The following is a 16,013-nucleotide window of genomic DNA, read 5'->3' as shown; positions in this document are numbered from 1 at the left end:
GGCGGTCAGTTCGGCCCGATCACGTCAGCGACGAGTAGGCCACCACCCCGCGCCGCATGGCGTCGATCGCCTTCCCCGAGGTCTCGCGCACCTTGCTGCCCTTGGGCGCCGCGTCGCGCAACTGGCCCAGCAGGTCGAGCAGCTGCTTGATCCACCGGACGAAGTCACCCGCCGCCAGGTCGTTGTCGGTCAGCACCGCGTCGAGGGTGTGCCCCTTGGCCCAGCGCCAGGCCGCCCACGCGAAGCTCATGTCGGGCTCGCGGGTGAACGACAGGTCGTGGTCCTGCTCGACGGCCTCCAGGTCGGCCCACAACTTCACCATCGACGCCAGGGCCTCTTTCGCGGCCCCGGCCGGGACGCGGGGGCTGCGGTTGTCGTCGGTCTGGCGTGACTCGTAGACCAGGGACGAGACGCAGGCGGCCAGCTCGGCGGGGTCGAGCTTCTCCCAGATGCCGCCGCGCAGGCACTCGGCGGTCAGCAGGTCGAGCTCGGTGTAGAGCTTGGCGAGGCGGCGGCCCTCGTCGGTGACGGTCTCGCCGTCGAGGTAGCCGAGCTCGTCGAGGATGCCGCAGACCCGGTCGAAGGTGCGGGCGATGACGTGGGAGCGGCCCTCGACGCGGCGGCGCAGGCCCTCGGTCTCGCGCAGCAGCTTGTAGTAGCGCTCGGCCCAGCGGGCGTGGTCTTCGCGTTCGTCGCAGCCGTGGCAGGGATGCTGGCGCAGCTCGCGGCGCAGCCGCAGGATCTCGTCGTCCTCGGCCGCGTGGTCGCGGGCGCGCACCGGCTTGCCCAGGTCGACGTCGCCCAGCTTGGCGTGCATGGTGGCGACCAGGTTGGCCCGCTCCTTGGGGCTGCGGGCGTTGAAGTTGCGCGGCACCCGGATGCGCTCGACCGGCTCGACCGGCACCGGGAAGTCGGCCGGGGTCAGCTTCTTGACCTGCTTGCCGACCGTCAGCACCAGCAGCGACGGCCCCTCGCCGCGCACGCTCACCCCGGGGTCGAGGACGACGGCCAGCCCGGCCCGGCGCCCGCCCGGGATGCGGATCACGTCGCCGACCTTCAGCACCTCCAGGCTCTGCACCGCCTGCGCCCGCCGGGCCGCGCCGCGCTGCTTGGACAACTCGGCCTCACGGTCGGACAGCGCGCGCCGCAGCGCGGCGTATTCGGGGAAGTCGCCCAGATGGCAGGTCATCGCCTCCTTGTAGCCCCGCAGCGCGTCTTCGTGCTTGCGCAGCTGGCGGGCCAGCCCGACGACCGCGCGGTCGGCCTGGAACTGGGCGAAGGAGTCTTCCAGCAGGGCTCGCGCCCGCTCGCGGCCGACCTGGCCGACCAGGTTCACGGCCATGTTGTAGGAGGGCCGGAAGCTCGACCGCAGCGGGTAGGTGCGGGTGCTGGCCAGGCCCGCGACGCCGATCGGGTCCATGCCGGGCTGGTAGACGACCACCGCGTGGCCCTCGACGTCGATGCCGCGGCGGCCGGCCCGGCCGGTGAGCTGGGTGTACTCGCCCGGGGTCAGGTCGGCGTGGGTCTCGCCGTTCCACTTGTCGAGCTTCTCGATGACGACCGAGCGGGCCGGCATGTTGATGCCCAGGGCCAGCGTCTCGGTCGCGAAGACCGCCTTGACCAGGCCCTTGGTGAACAGCTCCTCGACGACCTCCTTGAAGGCCGGGAGCATGCCCGCGTGGTGGGCGGCCAGGCCGCGTTCCAGGCAGTCGCGGAAGTCGAGGTAGCCCAGCACCGCGAGGTCTTCGTCGGGCAGGTGGGCGGTGCGCTCGTCGACCAGCTGCCGGATCTCGTGGCGCTCCTCGTCGGTGGTGAGCCGCAGGCCGGCGTAGAGGCACTGCTTGACGGCCGCGTCGCAGCCCGCGCGGGAGAAGATGAACGTGATCGCCGGCAGCAGGCCCTCGGCGTCGAGACGCTCGATCACCTGGGCGCGGTCGTGGGGGGTGCGCCGGGGGCGGTTGTAGCCCCGTTTGCCGCGCGCCTGGTTGAGGCGCTGCTCGTCGCGGGAGATGCGCATCAGGCTGGCGTTGATGCGGGTCGCGCCGTCTTCGCTGGCGAACAGGTCGTAGAGGCGGTTGCCGACCAGCATGTGCTGCCACAGCGGCACCGGGCGGTGCTCGTCGACGATCACCGTCGTGTCGCCCCGGACCGCCCCCAGCCACTCGCCGAACTCCTCGGCGTTGGAGACCGTGGCCGACAGGGCGACCACGCGCACCGACTCGGGCAGGTGGATGATCACCTCTTCCCAGACGGCGCCCCGGAACCGGTCGGCGAGGTAGTGGACCTCGTCCATGACCACGTAGCCGAGCCCGCTGAGGGTCTGGGAGCCCGCGTAGAGCATGTTGCGCAGCACCTCGGTCGTCATGATGACGATCGGGGCGTCGCCGTTGACGCTGTTGTCGCCGGTCAGCAGACCCACGTTGGCGGCGCCGTAGCGCCGCACCAGGTCGTTGAACTTCTGGTTCGACAGCGCCTTGATGGGCGTCGTGTAGAAGCACTTGCGGCCCTGCTCCAGGGCCAGGTGGACGGCGAACTCGCCGACCACGGTCTTTCCGGACCCCGTGGGGGCCGCCACCAGCACGCCGTCTCCGGCCTCAAGCGCCTGGCAGGCGTCGAGCTGGAACTCGTCGAGCTCGAAGTCGTACAACCCGCGGAACGAGGTGAGCGCCGGGCCCGACTCGGTCTGCTGGTCACGGAAGGCGGCGTAGCGTTCCGCAGGCGTGCTCATGCCGTCAACCCTACCGATATTCCTGTTACGGCCGTGTCATCACCGTCAGCGCACCGGCACGGGCCGTGCAGGTCAGCGGGGTCGGTCCGGCGCGTTCCCCGTCGGCGTAGGCGATCACGCCGGGTGCCTCCAGGGTCACGGAAGCGGCACGATGGATCTCCACGGCCGGGTGACTGCCGTGAGTGCCCAGGAAGACCTTGGGAAAGGCCCGCAGGAAGGCGGCCGTCGGCAGCGCCTTGAGGATCACCACGTCGAGCAGCCCGTCGTCGGGCCGGGCGGTCGGGCAGATCTTCATCCCGTTCCCGTACGACCGGGTGTTCCCCACGGCCACCAGCATCGCGTCGACCTCCACGGCGGGGTGGTGGTCGAGGGTGACCCGGAAGGGGATCGGCCGGAACTCCCGCAGCTCCCGGAGCACGGCGGTGACGTAGCGGGCCGGGCCGGTCATCGCGTTGGCGCGCTCGTTGACGCGGGAGTCGAACCCGCAGGCCAGCACCCCGGCGAACCAGCGGTCGCCCACGGTGGCGGCGTCGATGACGCGGGGCACTCCCCCGGTGACCAGGTCGGCGGCGGCCAACGGGTCACGCGGGAGGCCGAGGTCGGCGGCTATGTCGTTGCCGGTGCCCATGGGGACGATCGCCAGCGGGACGCCCGTGCCGGCCACCGCCTGCACCGCCAGGTGCACCAGGCCGTCGCCCCCGCACGCGACCACGACCGGCGGCCGTCTCCGCACGGCGGCGCGGGCCCGTTCGAGCGTGTCGCCCGCCGACGCGCCGGTGATCACCTCGGGGTCGCGCAGCCGCGCCAGGACCGGGCCGAGGCGGCGGGCCGCCCGGCCGCCACGGGCGGCCGGGTTCACCAGGACGACGGGCCGGCTCACTCGGCCGGGGTTCCGTCGAGCTCCTCTTCGATCTGCCGGGCCTTGAGGGCCGCGGCGGCGTCGGCACGTTTGTCGTGGAAGTACATGAACGCCTCGGCCACGAAGAACAGGGCGATCATCGGCAGCGCGAGCGCGAGCATCGTGAACGGGTCTTGGCTCGGGGTCGCGACGGCCGAGAAGACGAAGAACCCGAAGACCACCATGCGCTGGTGCTTGGCCACGACCTCGTAGCGGACCACGCCGATCAGGTTCAGGAAGACCAGCAGCAGCGGCAGCAGGAACGACACGCCGAAGATCAGCAGCATCATCATCAGGAACGTGAGGTAGTCGTTCACGTCGATGAGCGGCACGGAGTTGTCGGGCACGAACCCCAGCAGCAGCGACAGGCCCTTGTCCATCGTCAGGTAGGCCAGGGTCGCGCCGGCCAGGAACAGCGGCAGCGCCAGGCCGAGGAAGGTGTAGCTGTAGCGCTTCTCGTTCCGGTAGAGACCGGGCGTCACGAACGCCCAGATCTGGTAGATCCACAGGGGCGAGGCCACCACGACGCCGAAGATGAAGGCCACCTTCAGGTTGATGAAGAGGCCGCCGGTGACGCTGTTGACCACGAGGCTGCACTCGGTGCCGCCGCCGAGCCGGTAGGCGTCGGGCAGCCGGCAGAACGGCCCGGTCATGAAATCCCAGATCGGGTCGAAGAAGACCAGACCCACGATCGTCGCGAGCACCACGCCGATGATCATCTTGAACAGGCGGTTGCGCAGCTCGCGAAGGTGGTCCATGAGCGACATGCGCCCATCGGGATCGTCCGCCACGGCCGAGGGCTTCGGCGTCGACGACCTCTTCAACAGGGCCATCCCATGATCCTGTCTCGAAAGAAGGTGCGGCGGGGGTCAGTTCTTCTTGTCGGACGGCTGCGCGGCCGGCTGCGAGGTGGCGCGGAGCTTCGCGTTCTCCTCTTCGAGCTGGCGGAGCCGGTCTTCGACCGAGGGCGTCGGCGTGGCGGGCGGGATCTGCGCCGGCGGCACGGGGGCCGGCTGCGGCGTCACGGTCTCGGCCTGCACCACGGTGGCCTTGTCGTCGTCGTCTTCGCGGAGCTTCTGCGTCTCCTTCTTGAACAGGCGCAGCGACTGGCCCAGGGCACGAGCCGTGTCGGGGAGCTTCTTGGCGCCGAACAGCAGAATGACGATGAGCCCGATGATGATCAGCTCAGTGGGTCCCAGGCTTCCCATGACACGTCCTTAAGGGGCGGGTGATGCACGTCCTTGCCCGATCGTACGCTGCGATCGCAGTGCTCATCACCCTTCAGGGGGACGAATCGGGTCCATTCGGCTCTTGGCCCGCTCGATTTCGGCCCCCAGTCCCCGGGCCGCAACGAAGACCCGGACGGCCAGAAACCCCACCAGAAGCAGCCCTGCCGCGCCCAGGCCGACGAATAACCAGATCACGAACATCCCTCTTCTTCAGCCGAAAACCGCGTCACCCGGCGGACATGATTCCTTCACCGCCGACCCGGTCCCGGCTACCCCCATGAGCGGCCTACAGGCTGCCCTCGTAGTTGGCCAGGGTGCGTTTGGCCGTCTCGGCGACCCGTTCGGCCAGGCTCTCGGGGCGGACGACCCGGCCGGAGTCGCCCAGCCGCAGGGCCAGGCGCACCAGCCAGCCCTGGTCGCGGGCGCGCAGGGCCACCCGCTGGCGGCCCTCGCCGAGCTCCTCGACCTCTTCGACCGGGTAGTACTCGGAGATCCACCGCCCCGACGGGGTGACCTCCAGCTCGACCAGCTCGTCGGTGTCGGAGGGGCGGAAGACGCCCTGGGTGACGTCCATCGGCTCGGCCTCGGCGGGCGGATCGGCGGCCACGTCGAGGACGGCGACCTCCTGGATCCGGTCGACGCGGAACATCCGCATCGCCTCGGCCCGGTAGCACCAGCCCTCCAGGTAGTGGCGCCCGTCGACCAGCACCACCCGCAGCGGGTCGACCTCGCGGGGGGTGACCTCGTCGCGGCCGGGGGTGTAGTAGACGAGCGAGAGGCGGCGCTTGCGCCGGGCGGCGTCGGTGACGGTCGCCAGCGCGCCCGGGGCCGCCTCGACCTCGACGGTGACCTGGGTGCTGACGGCGGCGGCGCCGTCGCCGGCGGCCTGCTCCAGCTTGGCCACGACCCGGCCCAGGACCTCGCCGCCGGCGAACTCGGGCAGCTCGCCGAGCATGCGGAGCGCCACCAGGAGCGCGCTGGCCTCGTCGACGCCGAGCTTCAGCGGCCGGGCGATGGTGTCGGCGTTGTCGATGAGGATCTCGCCGCCGTCCCAGGAGACGTCGATCAGGTCGCCGGGGGTGTGGCCGGGCAGGCCGCACATCCAGACGAGCTGGAGGTCGTCGATGAGCTGCTTCTCGTTGAGCCCGAAGACCTTGGCGACCTCGGGCACCGAGGCGCCCGGGTGGGACATCAGGTAGGGCACGAGGGCGAGCAGCCGCGGAAGCCGGTCGTTCAATGGAGGGCGCCCTTCAGACGGCGGATCACGGCCTCACGGGCGTCGGGCGGACCGTCGATCACCGCGTCGGGGCCGAGGCTGGCCAGCCAGCCCGCGAGCCTCTCGGGGTCGGTGAAGACGATGTCGGCCTCGTCCCAGTCGGCGCCGGGCCGCACCTCGCGGGCCAGGTGACGCAGGCCCTGGCAGGTGCCGGGGCGGACGCGCACCGTGGCGGTCCGCTCGGGGCCCGGGTCGTCGCCCGCGTACGCCACCAGCGCCCGCAGGTCGGCGCCCTCGGGCACCTCGACCGATCCCGGCCGCCCGGTGGGCGTGACGTCGCCGGCGATCCGGCTGAGCCGGAAGACGCGGGTGCCGTTCCGGGTGCGGTCGTGGCCGACGACGTACCAGCGGCCGCGGCGCGAGAGCACGCCCCACGGCTCGACCACACGCTTCAGCACCGTCTCGCTGCCCGCCGAGCGGTAGTTGAAGGTGACGGCGCGGCGGTCGCGGACGGCCTCCCACAGCGGCGTGAAGGCCGCGTCGCGGGTGTCGACCCGCAGCTCCAGGGGGCCTTCCGCCAGGTCGGTCTCGACACCGCCGGCCTTCAGCTTGAGCATCGCGCCCCCGGCCGCCTCGGCGAGGCTGGCCCGCTGCCAGACCTGCGCGGCCAGGCCGAGCACGGCGGCCTCGTCGGGCTCCAGGGTGATCTCGGGCAGTTCGTAGGACTGCTTGACGATGCGATAGCCGGGGTCGTCTTCCCACGGGTCCTTCTGGACCTCGATGGGGATGCCGATCTCGCGGAGCTCGTTCTTGTCCCGCTCGAACATCCGCTGGAAGGCCTCGTCGTTGACCGGGTCGTACCCGGGCACCGCGAAGCGGATCTGCTCCGCACTCAGCGGACGCCGGGTCGACAGCAGGCAGATCACCAGATTCAGCAACCGTTCCGTCTTCCGCCGCGACATCGGCCCTCCTTCCTGACTCGAACGCTACCCTTTTCCGGTGATCAGATGGCGCAGGGGCGAGGTCCGTGAGATCAGGCGCGAATGGCCCGGCGCGCTCGAGATCGAGGTCGCCGTCGACGACGGCTCCCGATGCCGGGCGCTGGCCTATCCGCCACTGGTGGGCCGCCCCGAGCCCGGCGACACGGTGCTGCTGAACACGACCGCCCTCGCCATGGGCCTCGGTACGGGAGGTTACGCCATGGTGGTGGCGGTTCCCGACCGTTTGCCACAAGATCCCGCCGGGCCGGGGCATCTGGTCAAGGCCCGCTACACCCCCTTGCAGGCCACGGTCCTGGGCGCCGACGAGCAGGACTCCCCGCACCACGACCTTCTGCGGAAGGCCGACTCCCTCGACGGGATGCCCGTCGTGGTCGCCGACCTGCACTCCGCGCTGCCCGCGATCCTCTGCGGCCTCTATCTGGAGCGCCCGGCGGCGCGGGTGGCCTACGTGATGCTCGACGGCGGCGCGCTCCCGGCGTGGTTCTCGATGGCGTGCGCGAAGTTGCGCGAGATCGGCTGGTTGACAGGCGTTGTCACGGTCGGCCAGTCGTTCGGTGGCGACCTGGAGGCGGTGACGACCCACACGGGATTGCTGGCCGCCCGCCACGTCCTCGGCGCCGACGTGACCGTCGTGGCCCAGGGCCCGGGGAACCTCGGCACCGGAACGAAGTGGGGCTTCTCGGGCGTCTCGTCGGGCGAGGCGGTCAACGCGGCCGGGGTGCTGAACGGCCGCCCGGTGGCCGCCCTGCGCGTCAGCGAGGGCGACCTGCGCGAGCGCCACATCGGCGTCTCCCACCACAGCCTCACCGCCTACGGCCGCGTCGCCCTGACCCGCGCCGACGTCGTCGTGCCGGAACTGGGCGGCGCGTTCGGCGCCCGGGTCGAGCGCCAGGCCGCACCCTTGGGAGAGCGCCACAACCTGGTGAAAGTCCAGGTCGACGGCCTGTACGACGCCCTCAAGGCCTCCCCCGTCGGTCTGTCGACCATGGGCCGCAAACTCGACGAGGACCTGGCCTACTTCCTGACCTCGGCGGCGGCCGGCCGCCACGCCGCCACCCTCCTGGCCGAGTGACCGCCTGACCGGGGCCCCGGCGATCAGGGCCCCTGTTCCCGATCGCCGGCACGTCGGCTCCCCGACTCATGGTCCCCGCATGTGCCGTGGCGGGGCGGACCGGGCGCGGCCGGTCGGCGCCGGTCACGGTGCGGGCCGGAGACGGCGGTCGGCGCCGGGCGGGCGGAGCCGTAACGGAGCGGGAGAAAAGATCCCGGACGGCGCGAGAGACACCCGGCGGCCGGAAACTATCCCCTGTCGCCGTCGGGGTCGTAGAACTCCTTGAAGGTGAAGGCGTCGGGGGTCGGGCCCTGCTCCCGCAGCAGGGTCAGGCGGTGCCACGCCTCCTTGAGCGAGGGGATCTCGCCCTCCTCCACCCACCACATCACCGTGTAGGGCTCGGCCACGCGGTGGAACCACTCGCGCCGCCGCTGGAGGACCGCCAGGTGGGGTGAGCGGTAGACGAAGTTCCACAACGACTCGCGGGACTCCCAGATCGAGTAGTTGATCAGCAAATGGTCGCCGAACTCGTGGGTGATGGTCTCTTCGGGGTCGTCCTCGTTGGCGATGGCGCGCCACACGAAGCCGGGGGCCTGGTCGGCCAGCGCGTTCACGGGTTCGAGGGCGGCGACGAACTCGGCCAGGAGAGGGTCGTCGACGGACGCGCGCATGTGGGCGACGTTGAACTGGGCCAGATGCATGACCTCACCGTCGCAGTGCCGGGTCTTCTATGTCAACTTTGATTTGTTTTAGAGTTCTCTTGAGGGAAGACGACGCAGCACTCCCCTGGACGGGGATCGAGCCGAGGGGCGCCGGGCTCGCCCCGGCCTTCGAGCAGGCCCTGGCAGAGGGAGAGGTTCATCGAGCACACCAGCAGCGGCTGCTCCTGGGCGAGCACGTGGAAGGGGCAGTTGCGCAGGCGCAGCACGCCGCCGTCGTCGTAGGGCTCGTAGCCCCGTTCGGCGAGGAGGCCGGGAAGCGAGGCGGCGGCGCTCTCGGCGCCGAGGCGGGCGCCGATGCGGTGGGCGGCCTTCTCGGCCACCTCGTCGCCGCCCAGCAGGTCGACCACCTCGGCCAGGACGAGCGCCAGGGTGCGGTAGTCGCGCGGCGGCACGCTCACGACGTGCTCCCCCGGCGCACGCTGGTAGACCTTCGCGGGACGGCCGCTGCCCGGACCCGTCCGGTCGGTCAGGCGGGCGAAACCCGCCTCCAGCAGGCCCGCCTCGACAAGCTTGTCAAGATGAAAGGCCGCCAGGGGGCGCGCGACGCCGGCCGCCTCCGCGGCCTCGTTGCGCCCGACCGGGCGGCCTTTCGAGGTGACGTATCGGTAGAGCTCACGGCGAACGGGATCGTTGAGGGCCGCGACCGCCGCGAGGTCGTCCATCTTCTGCCTGCTTTACAGAGCGCCGAGCACGTCGACGACGAACACCAGGGTGTCGGTGCCCTTGATGCCGGCGTCGGGCTGGCCGGCCTCGCCGTAGCCGAGGGCCGGCGGGATGGTGATCAGGACGCGGCTGCCGACGTTGACGCCGGTCAGGCCCTGCTTCCAGCCGGGCACGACCTGGTTGAGCGCGAACGAGGTCGGCTGCTTGCGCTCCCAGGAGCTGTCGAACTGCTTGTCGGTGCCCCAGATCTTGCCGGTGTAGTGGACCATCACCGTCTGGTTCTCGGTCACCTTCGGGCCGTCGCCCTGGATGACGGTCTTGACCGTCAGGTCCTTCGGCGGCTGCGCGGTGGTCGTGGTGGTCAGCGTCGGGGCCGTGTCGCCACCCGGGTTGACAAGCTTGACACCCTCGATGCCGGGGTCGCTGGCCTTGCCCTTGGCGGCCTTGGCGGTCGCCGACACGACGTCGATGACCAGCACCTGCGAGCTGGTGGTGAAGTCGGTGCCCTGGCTCTTGGCCTGCTCGACCACGGCGGGGTCGATCGAGTCCTTGCCGACCACGACGAGCACGCGGCCGCCGGGCTTGCTGCCCAGCAGGCCGTCGTAGAGCGCCTTGGGCATCTGCTGCTGGCTGATCGGCACGAACTCGGCCTGGCCGGTGTCGTAGGCGGAGCCGGTGGCCTTGTTCTCCTTGCCGTCCCACGTCCAGACGCTCACCTTGGCGACCAGCGTGTCACCCTCGGCCGCGGCGGTGCCGCTGCCCTCGGAGATGACCCGGGTGGACGAGGTCAGCGCCGGACCCCCCTTCGGGAAGGTGACGCTGGGCTTCTTGCCCAGGGCGCCGGAGACCTTGATGTCCTTCGGGTCGGCGGCGGGGCCGACCGGGGCGGCCGCGGCGGCGCCGGACGAGGCGGCGGCGCTGGGCGCGGCGCTCGTGGCGGCGGCGGAAGGGCTGGCTCCGGTGGCCGTCTTCTGCGCGGTGCCGCACGCGACGGCGGACAGCAGCAAAGGAAGTGCGGCGGCGGTTATGGCCGTGCGGCGGCGCATGTGAAAGTCCTCAGGAATATGACAGCGGGTCCGGGTCACACTACCCGAACCCGCCGTCAGCCCGTCGTAAGGAGATCACATTCCGGCGATCAGCTTGTCGACCCGTTCGTCAACACTTCGGAATGGGTCTTTGCACAGGACGGTCCGCTGGGCCTGGTCGTTGAGCTTCAGGTGCACCCAGTCGACGGTGAAGTCGCGCCGCTTCTCCTGGGCCTTGCGGATGAACTCGCCGCGCAGCCGGGCCCGCGTGGTCTGCGGCGGAACCGACTTCGCCTCGAAGATCTTGATGTCGGACGCGACCCGCTCGACCGACCCCCGCTTCTGCAGCAGGTAGAACAGCCCGCGCTTGCGGTGCACGTCGTGGTAGGCCAGATCGAGCTGGGCCACCCGGGGCGAGGAGAGCGGGAGGTCGTACTTCTTTCTGTAACGTTCAATCAGCTGGTATTTGGTGACCCAGTCGATCTCCCGCGAGACCAGGTCGAGGTCGCCGGTCTCCACGGCGCGCAGGGTGCGCTCCCAGAGTTCGAGGACCCGCTTGCTGGTCTCGTCGCCGCCGCGGCGGTCGACGAAGTCCTTCGCCTTGCCGAGGTATTCCTGCTGGATCTCCAGCGAGGAGGCCTCGCGGCCGTTGGCCAGCCGCACCCGGCGGCGGCCGGTCATGTCGTGGGAGACCTCGCGGATCGCCCTGATCGGGTTCTCCAGCGACAGGTCGCGCATCACCACGCCCGCCTCGATCATGCGCAGCACCAGGTCGGTGGCGCCGACCTTGAGCAGCATGGTCGTCTCGCTCATGTTGGAGTCGCCCACGATGACGTGGAGCCGGCGGAAGCGCTCGGCGTCTGCGTGGGGTTCGTCGCGGGTGTTGATGATGGGACGGCTCCGCGTCGTCGCCGACGACACGCCCTCCCAGATGTGCTCGGCGCGCTGGGAGACGCAGTAGACGGCGCCGCGCGGGGTCTGCAGCACCTTGCCGGCCCCGCAGATGATCTGCCGGGTGACCAGGTAGGGGATCAGGACGTCGGCCAGGCGGCCGAACTCGCCGTGGCGGCCGACGAGGTAGTTCTCGTGGCAGCCGTAGGAGTTGCCGGCCGAGTCGGTGTTGTTCTTGAAGAGGTAGATGTCGCCGGCGATGCCCTCCTCGCGGAGGCGCTTCTCGGCGTCGACGAGCAGGCCCTCGAGAATGCGCTCGCCCGCCTTGTCATGGGTGACCAGCTCCACGACGTTGTCGCATTCAGGGGTGGCGTACTCAGGATGGCTGCCGACGTCGAGGTAGAGACGGGCGCCGTTGCGGAGGAAGACGTTGCTCGATCGGCCCCAGGACACCACTCGCCGGAACAGGTAGCGGGCCACCTCGTCGGGGGACAGTCTGCGCTGACCCCGGAACGTGCAGGTGACGCCGTACTCGTTCTCCAGCCCGAAGATGCGACGATCCATCACCTCACCCTATTCCCAGATCCGTCGTGTGCGGTAGGAAACTCATGGTCGTCTACATTCCCCGCGAGCCTCAGTAATAGATCTCGACGACCTTCACGATCTGGCCACTCTTCACGGTGATCAGCGACGTGGGCTCACCCTGGGCCGCGAGCTCCAGCAGACGCTCGCGCGGGCACTTCTCGGTGCCGAGGGCGGCGGAGTTGATCGTCTGGTCGTCTCCCTTGCAGCCGACCGCGCTGAGGAACACCACGTCAGACGCGATCGGGGCGGCGTAGGTCATCCCGCCCTCAGGCCCGACGAAGTCCCCGCCCGCGTAGCGGACCGGGACGTAGCGGGCCTCGTCGCCGTCGAGGGAGACGATCCGGCCGCGCAGCACGCCGTCGGCGCTCGGGGACATCTGGTTGAAGTCGTGCCCTTCGTCGTACTGGAACTTGGCCGACTTGATCTTCGGGATCCGGGCCGAGATCGGGTCCTCCTTGTCGACGTCGGCGCTCACCTGGGGCGTCTGGGCCGGCGCGGCGCTCTCCGTCGGCTCGGCGACGGTCTCCGTCGGCTGCGGCGCGGGGGGCGTCACCGTCTCGGTCACCGTCGCGGTGACCGTGGGAGCGGGGGCCGCCGTCTCGGCCGGAGAGGAACAGGCGGCAATCGGGAGGACGGCCAGGGCCAGCAGGGCCCGCCGGAATGTGATCGTCATAGCGCGCAGCAGCCTAGCGAAACCCGTGTTAAGTCCGTGCAAGTTGAGAGGTATGGGGGAAACCGAAAAAATCGACCCCGCCGTCCGTAGTGAAGAGCCTCTTTCCGTTACGGCTCCGCCCGGCCGGCCACCCGACCGGGTCGGGCCACCCGATGATCAGACCTCCGGCTTCACCTGAGCGGCAGTGTGACCGCCGACCGGTGATGCGGCGGGCTCCGCGTGACCGTGACGTGCTTCGGCGAGGAGACCGCGCAGCCGCCGGACCTCGGCGATCAGCCGGGGCACGTGCTGCCGGGCCTCGGCGATGAACCGGGCGTTCTCGTCCCAGCGCCCGTCGGCGACGTCGGCGTAGCGGGGCTCCTGAATGAGGGTGCAGGCCACGATCTCGTGATGGTCGAAGCCGGGCCAGCGTTCACCGCGCCCGGTGTCGGGGGTGGTGGCGACGGCGACCAGGCACATCGCGTACGTGTCGTCGAGGTTGCGCACGTGCCAGGGCCCGGGGGTCGCGGCGTCGGCCAGCTCCTCGATCGCGGCGAGTTCCTCGTCGGTCATCGGTCCGGCCGCTTCCATCGGGACAGCTCCTCGTCTTCCGCGGGCGGGCGATGGAAACGGGGCGGCCCCGCCGACGTCGGCGGGGCCGCCCCGTTGAAGCGTCTTCGGTTGGACTACAGCGGCGGTTCGGAGCCCGTGTCGATGTCGCCCTCGGGGGCCGTGGGCGGGGGCTTGGGGCCGCCTTCGGGGGTCGCGGGGGCGGGCGGGGTGGGCGGGGTCTCGGGCGGGGGAGGTGTGATGAGGCGCTCCAGACGGGGGCCGCTGAGGCGCAGGAACTTGCGGTGTTCGCGGTTGCGGTCGAGGACGGCGACCTCGAGCTGGGCGGCCGACGGGCGTTCGCCGCCCGGTTCGGTCAGCGCGCTCAGGGCGGCGTCGAGGGCGTCGGCCAGGGGGGCGCCCGGACGGTAGCGCTCCTTCAGGCGGGTCGCCACCGTGTCGGACTGGCCGCCGATGACGGCCATGCCCTGCTCGTCGAAGACCGAGCCGTCAAAGGTGAGGCGGTAGATCTGGTCCTGGTCGGAGGTCTCGCCGACCTCGGCGACGACGATCTCGACCTCGAGGGCCTTGATCGAGTCGGTGAAGATCATGCCGAGCTGGCTGGCGTAGACGTTGGCGAGCGCGCGGGCGGTGACGTCGTTGCGGTTGTAGTTGTAGCCGTTGACGTCGGCGTAGCGGATGCCGGCCTGGCGGAGGGTCTCGAACTCGTTGTAGCGGCCGACGGCGGCGAAGCCGATGCGGTCGTAGATCTCGCTGATCTTGTGGAGCGCCTTGGACGGGTTCGGGGCGACCAGCAGGATGCCGTCGGCGTACTGGACCACGACCACGCTGCGGCCTCGGGCGATGCCCTTCCGCGCGTATTCCGCGCGGTCGCGCATGATCTGTTCAGGCGACGCGTAAGGGAACGGCATGGACACCTGTGGGGTTCCTTTCTAGCGCAGCGGCGCGGTCGGCCCGTCGGGATCGATCATCCGGCCCGACAGGATGGTCTCGACCGCGGCGGAGACCTCCTCTTCGGGCAGGCGGCGGTAGCCGTCGGCGGTGATGACCGCCACGACCGGCCAGATCCTTCGGGTGACGTCGGGACCGCCCGTCGCGGAGTCGTCGTCGGCCGCGTCGTAGAGCGCCTGCAGGACCGTGAGGACGACCTCGTCGGGTGAGGCGTTCTCGCGGTAGAGCTTCTTCAGCGAGCCGCGGGCGAAGATCGAACCGGAGCCGATCGAGTGGTAGAGGTGGTGCTCGTAGGGGCCGCCGCCGACGTCGTAGCCGAAGATGCGGCCGCCGTCGATCTTCTCGTCGTAGGCCGCGAAGATCGGGACCACGACGAGGCCCTGCATGGCGGCGCCCAGGTTCTGCCGGACGAAGGTCGCCAGCCGGTTGGCCTTGCCCTCGGTCGACAGGGAGCGGCCCTCGAGCTTCTCGTAGTGCTCCAGCTCGACCTGGTAGAGGCGGGCCATCTCGATGCCGGTCGAGGCGGTGCCGGCGATGCCCATGCAGGAGTATTCGTCGGTCCGGAAGACCTTCTCCATGTCCCGGTTGGAGATCATGTTTCCCGAGGTGGCGCGCCGGTCGCCGGCCATCACCACGCCGCCGGCGCAGGTGACCGCCACGATCGTGGTCGCGTGGGGGATCTGCTCACCGACGGGGGCGGGCAGCGCGTCGCGGTTGCCCGGGAGCATCTCCGGGGCGTAGCCACGCAGGAACTCGGTGAAGGACGAGGAACCCGTATTGGTGAAGAGGTTGTTCATCCAGGCCTGCTGAGATGCCACGCGACTCCCTCCTAGGTCGTGTTGTTTACGCCGACCCTACTCATGTGACAGCGCTGGTTGCACTCTTCCCGATCAGCTCACCGCGAACCGGGTTCATGATCGGAAATTTTCCCCGCAAACGACTCGTCGCGGCCGGCGGAGGGTTCCGCGGCCGCGACGAGGGACGTGGGCGAGGTGGGCGTTGGCCCCTTTACTCGCCACCCTTCTGCACGTAGGACCGGACGAACTCCTCGGCGTTCTCCTCGAGGACCTCGTCGATCTCGTCGAGGATCGAGTCGACGTCGTCGCTGAGCTTCTCGTGGCGCTCCTGGACGTCGCTTCCCGACTGCTCCTCGACCTGCTCGGTCTCGGTCTCCTGCCTGCCCGTCTGCTTCTGACCGCCGGTGTCCCTGCTCGCCATCGGTGATACCTCCACTCGGGGGACGTGTCTGCTTCATATCTTCCCCGAACCGACCGACAACTCGCCTGAATCGCCATGCGATCTTCAAACGGGTTGACCAGATAGTTCCGCTATCCAATAATTATCAGACAGCACGACTATCCAATCAGATCGGGGTGCCTTCGAATGTCTCCCTCCACCCTTACCACCGCCGGGATCCTCCTGATCACCGTGTCCGGCGTCGCCTTCGGTGGGGCCAGTCTGCTCGCTCATATACTCGGACGTATACCCGGTTATCTGGACAATCCAGTCAGACGGGGACTGTGGCGTGCCGGACATGCCCACGCCGGGGTGCTCGTGCTCTTCTCGCTCGTGGCCCTGATCTACCTCGACCAGGCCGACCTCTCCCCCGGGTTCCGGTCGCTGGCGCAGTGGCTCATCGTGGCCGCGCCGGTCCTGATGCCGCTGGGGTTCTTCCTGTCGGTCGTACGGCCGAAGGACACCCGCCCCAACCGCCTGATCTGGCTCACCGGGCTGGGCGGGGCGTCGCTGGCGGCCGGTACGATCATCTTGGGAATCGGGTTGCTCTAGATCTCCCGGATACGGAGCGAAACCGCCGTCGGCCCACCAGAAT

The 16,013-nt window shown here is 70.1% G+C and carries 18 protein-coding genes; 2 read left to right on the top strand and 16 right to left on the bottom strand.

Annotation, left to right across the window (positions count from 1 at the left end; genetic code table 11):
• Positions 1–19: 19 nt before the first annotated feature.
• From QSK34_RS24800 to QSK34_RS24770, 7 genes are all read right to left on the bottom strand, one after another.
• On the bottom strand, positions 20–2,728 hold the full coding sequence (locus QSK34_RS24800) for a DEAD/DEAH box helicase (protein ID WP_285587134.1): 2,709 nt from the start codon (positions 2,726–2,728) through the stop codon (positions 20–22).
• A gap of 25 nt (positions 2,729–2,753) precedes the next feature.
• A complete protein-coding gene (locus tag QSK34_RS24795; protein WP_285587133.1) occupies positions 2,754–3,608 on the bottom strand; it encodes a diacylglycerol/lipid kinase family protein in 855 nt (284 codons plus the stop codon).
• Positions 3,605–4,459, bottom strand: a complete 855-nt coding sequence (gene tatC, locus QSK34_RS24790) for a twin-arginine translocase subunit TatC (RefSeq protein WP_285587132.1) — start codon at positions 4,457–4,459, stop codon at positions 3,605–3,607. The genes QSK34_RS24795 and tatC overlap by 4 nt, the downstream gene beginning before the upstream one ends.
• A 36-nt stretch (positions 4,460–4,495) precedes the next feature.
• Entirely contained in the window at positions 4,496–4,834 is a 339-nt protein-coding gene (tatA, locus tag QSK34_RS24785) for a Sec-independent protein translocase subunit TatA (protein ID WP_285587131.1), read from the bottom strand.
• Between the two features lie 66 nt (positions 4,835–4,900).
• A complete protein-coding gene (locus QSK34_RS24780) occupies positions 4,901–5,056 on the bottom strand; it encodes a hypothetical protein (RefSeq protein ID WP_285587130.1) in 156 nt (51 codons plus the stop codon).
• Positions 5,057–5,141: 85 nt separating this feature from the next.
• Positions 5,142–6,092 carry a helix-turn-helix transcriptional regulator gene (locus QSK34_RS24775; RefSeq protein WP_328794616.1) on the bottom strand — a complete coding sequence of 317 codons (951 nt, stop codon included), beginning with the start codon at positions 6,090–6,092 and terminating at the stop codon, positions 5,142–5,144.
• Entirely contained in the window at positions 6,089–7,033 is a 945-nt protein-coding gene (locus QSK34_RS24770; RefSeq protein ID WP_285587129.1) for a helix-turn-helix transcriptional regulator, read from the bottom strand. The genes QSK34_RS24775 and QSK34_RS24770 overlap by 4 nt, the downstream gene beginning before the upstream one ends.
• A 37-nt stretch (positions 7,034–7,070) precedes the next feature.
• Between QSK34_RS24770 and QSK34_RS24765 the strand changes: the two genes are divergently transcribed.
• Positions 7,071–8,144, top strand: coding sequence for a DUF3866 family protein (locus tag QSK34_RS24765; protein ID WP_285587128.1), 1,074 nt, complete (start codon positions 7,071–7,073; stop codon positions 8,142–8,144).
• Between the two features lie 227 nt (positions 8,145–8,371).
• Here the strand turns inward: QSK34_RS24765 and QSK34_RS24760 are convergent, their stop codons facing one another.
• The 9 genes from QSK34_RS24760 to QSK34_RS24720 form a co-directional block, all read right to left on the bottom strand.
• Positions 8,372–8,824 (bottom strand): DUF3291 domain-containing protein, encoded by a 453-nt coding sequence (locus QSK34_RS24760; RefSeq protein WP_285587126.1) that lies wholly within the window; start codon positions 8,822–8,824, stop codon positions 8,372–8,374.
• 32 nt (positions 8,825–8,856) lie between these two features.
• The gene (locus QSK34_RS24755; RefSeq protein WP_285587125.1) at positions 8,857–9,507 is read right to left on the bottom strand and encodes a helix-turn-helix transcriptional regulator; all 651 of its coding nucleotides are present in this window, start codon (positions 9,505–9,507) and stop codon (positions 8,857–8,859) included.
• 12 nt (positions 9,508–9,519) lie between these two features.
• Positions 9,520–10,554 (bottom strand): FKBP-type peptidyl-prolyl cis-trans isomerase, encoded by a 1,035-nt coding sequence (locus QSK34_RS24750; protein ID WP_285587124.1) that lies wholly within the window; start codon positions 10,552–10,554, stop codon positions 9,520–9,522.
• A gap of 75 nt (positions 10,555–10,629) precedes the next feature.
• The gene (gene pafA, locus QSK34_RS24745) at positions 10,630–11,988 is read right to left on the bottom strand and encodes a Pup--protein ligase (RefSeq protein ID WP_030452402.1); all 1,359 of its coding nucleotides are present in this window, start codon (positions 11,986–11,988) and stop codon (positions 10,630–10,632) included.
• A 70-nt stretch (positions 11,989–12,058) separates the two neighbouring features.
• On the bottom strand, positions 12,059–12,682 hold the full coding sequence (locus QSK34_RS24740; RefSeq protein ID WP_285587123.1) for a hypothetical protein: 624 nt from the start codon (positions 12,680–12,682) through the stop codon (positions 12,059–12,061).
• A 156-nt stretch (positions 12,683–12,838) separates the two neighbouring features.
• Positions 12,839–13,252, bottom strand: a complete 414-nt coding sequence (locus tag QSK34_RS24735; RefSeq protein WP_285587121.1) for a hypothetical protein — start codon at positions 13,250–13,252, stop codon at positions 12,839–12,841.
• A 95-nt stretch (positions 13,253–13,347) separates the two neighbouring features.
• Positions 13,348–14,142 (bottom strand): proteasome subunit alpha, encoded by a 795-nt coding sequence (prcA, locus tag QSK34_RS24730; protein ID WP_285587119.1) that lies wholly within the window; start codon positions 14,140–14,142, stop codon positions 13,348–13,350.
• 21 nt (positions 14,143–14,163) lie between these two features.
• Positions 14,164–14,979, bottom strand: coding sequence for a proteasome subunit beta (gene prcB / locus QSK34_RS24725; RefSeq protein WP_161483422.1), 816 nt, complete (start codon positions 14,977–14,979; stop codon positions 14,164–14,166).
• Between the two features lie 211 nt (positions 14,980–15,190).
• Positions 15,191–15,400 (bottom strand): ubiquitin-like protein Pup, encoded by a 210-nt coding sequence (locus QSK34_RS24720; RefSeq protein WP_030452398.1) that lies wholly within the window; start codon positions 15,398–15,400, stop codon positions 15,191–15,193.
• A 330-nt stretch (positions 15,401–15,730) separates the two neighbouring features.
• Here QSK34_RS24720 and QSK34_RS24715 point away from each other — a divergent pair, with 330 nt between their 5' ends.
• A complete protein-coding gene (locus QSK34_RS24715) occupies positions 15,731–15,970 on the top strand; it encodes a hypothetical protein (RefSeq protein WP_285587117.1) in 240 nt (79 codons plus the stop codon).
• Positions 15,971–16,013: the final 43 nt, after the last annotated feature.

Origin of the sequence: Herbidospora sp. NBRC 101105, assembly GCF_030269205.1 — a bacterium.
GTDB lineage: Bacteria > Actinomycetota > Actinomycetes > Streptosporangiales > Streptosporangiaceae > Herbidospora > Herbidospora solisilvae.
This window is presented reverse-complemented; position numbering and strand designations above follow the sequence as displayed.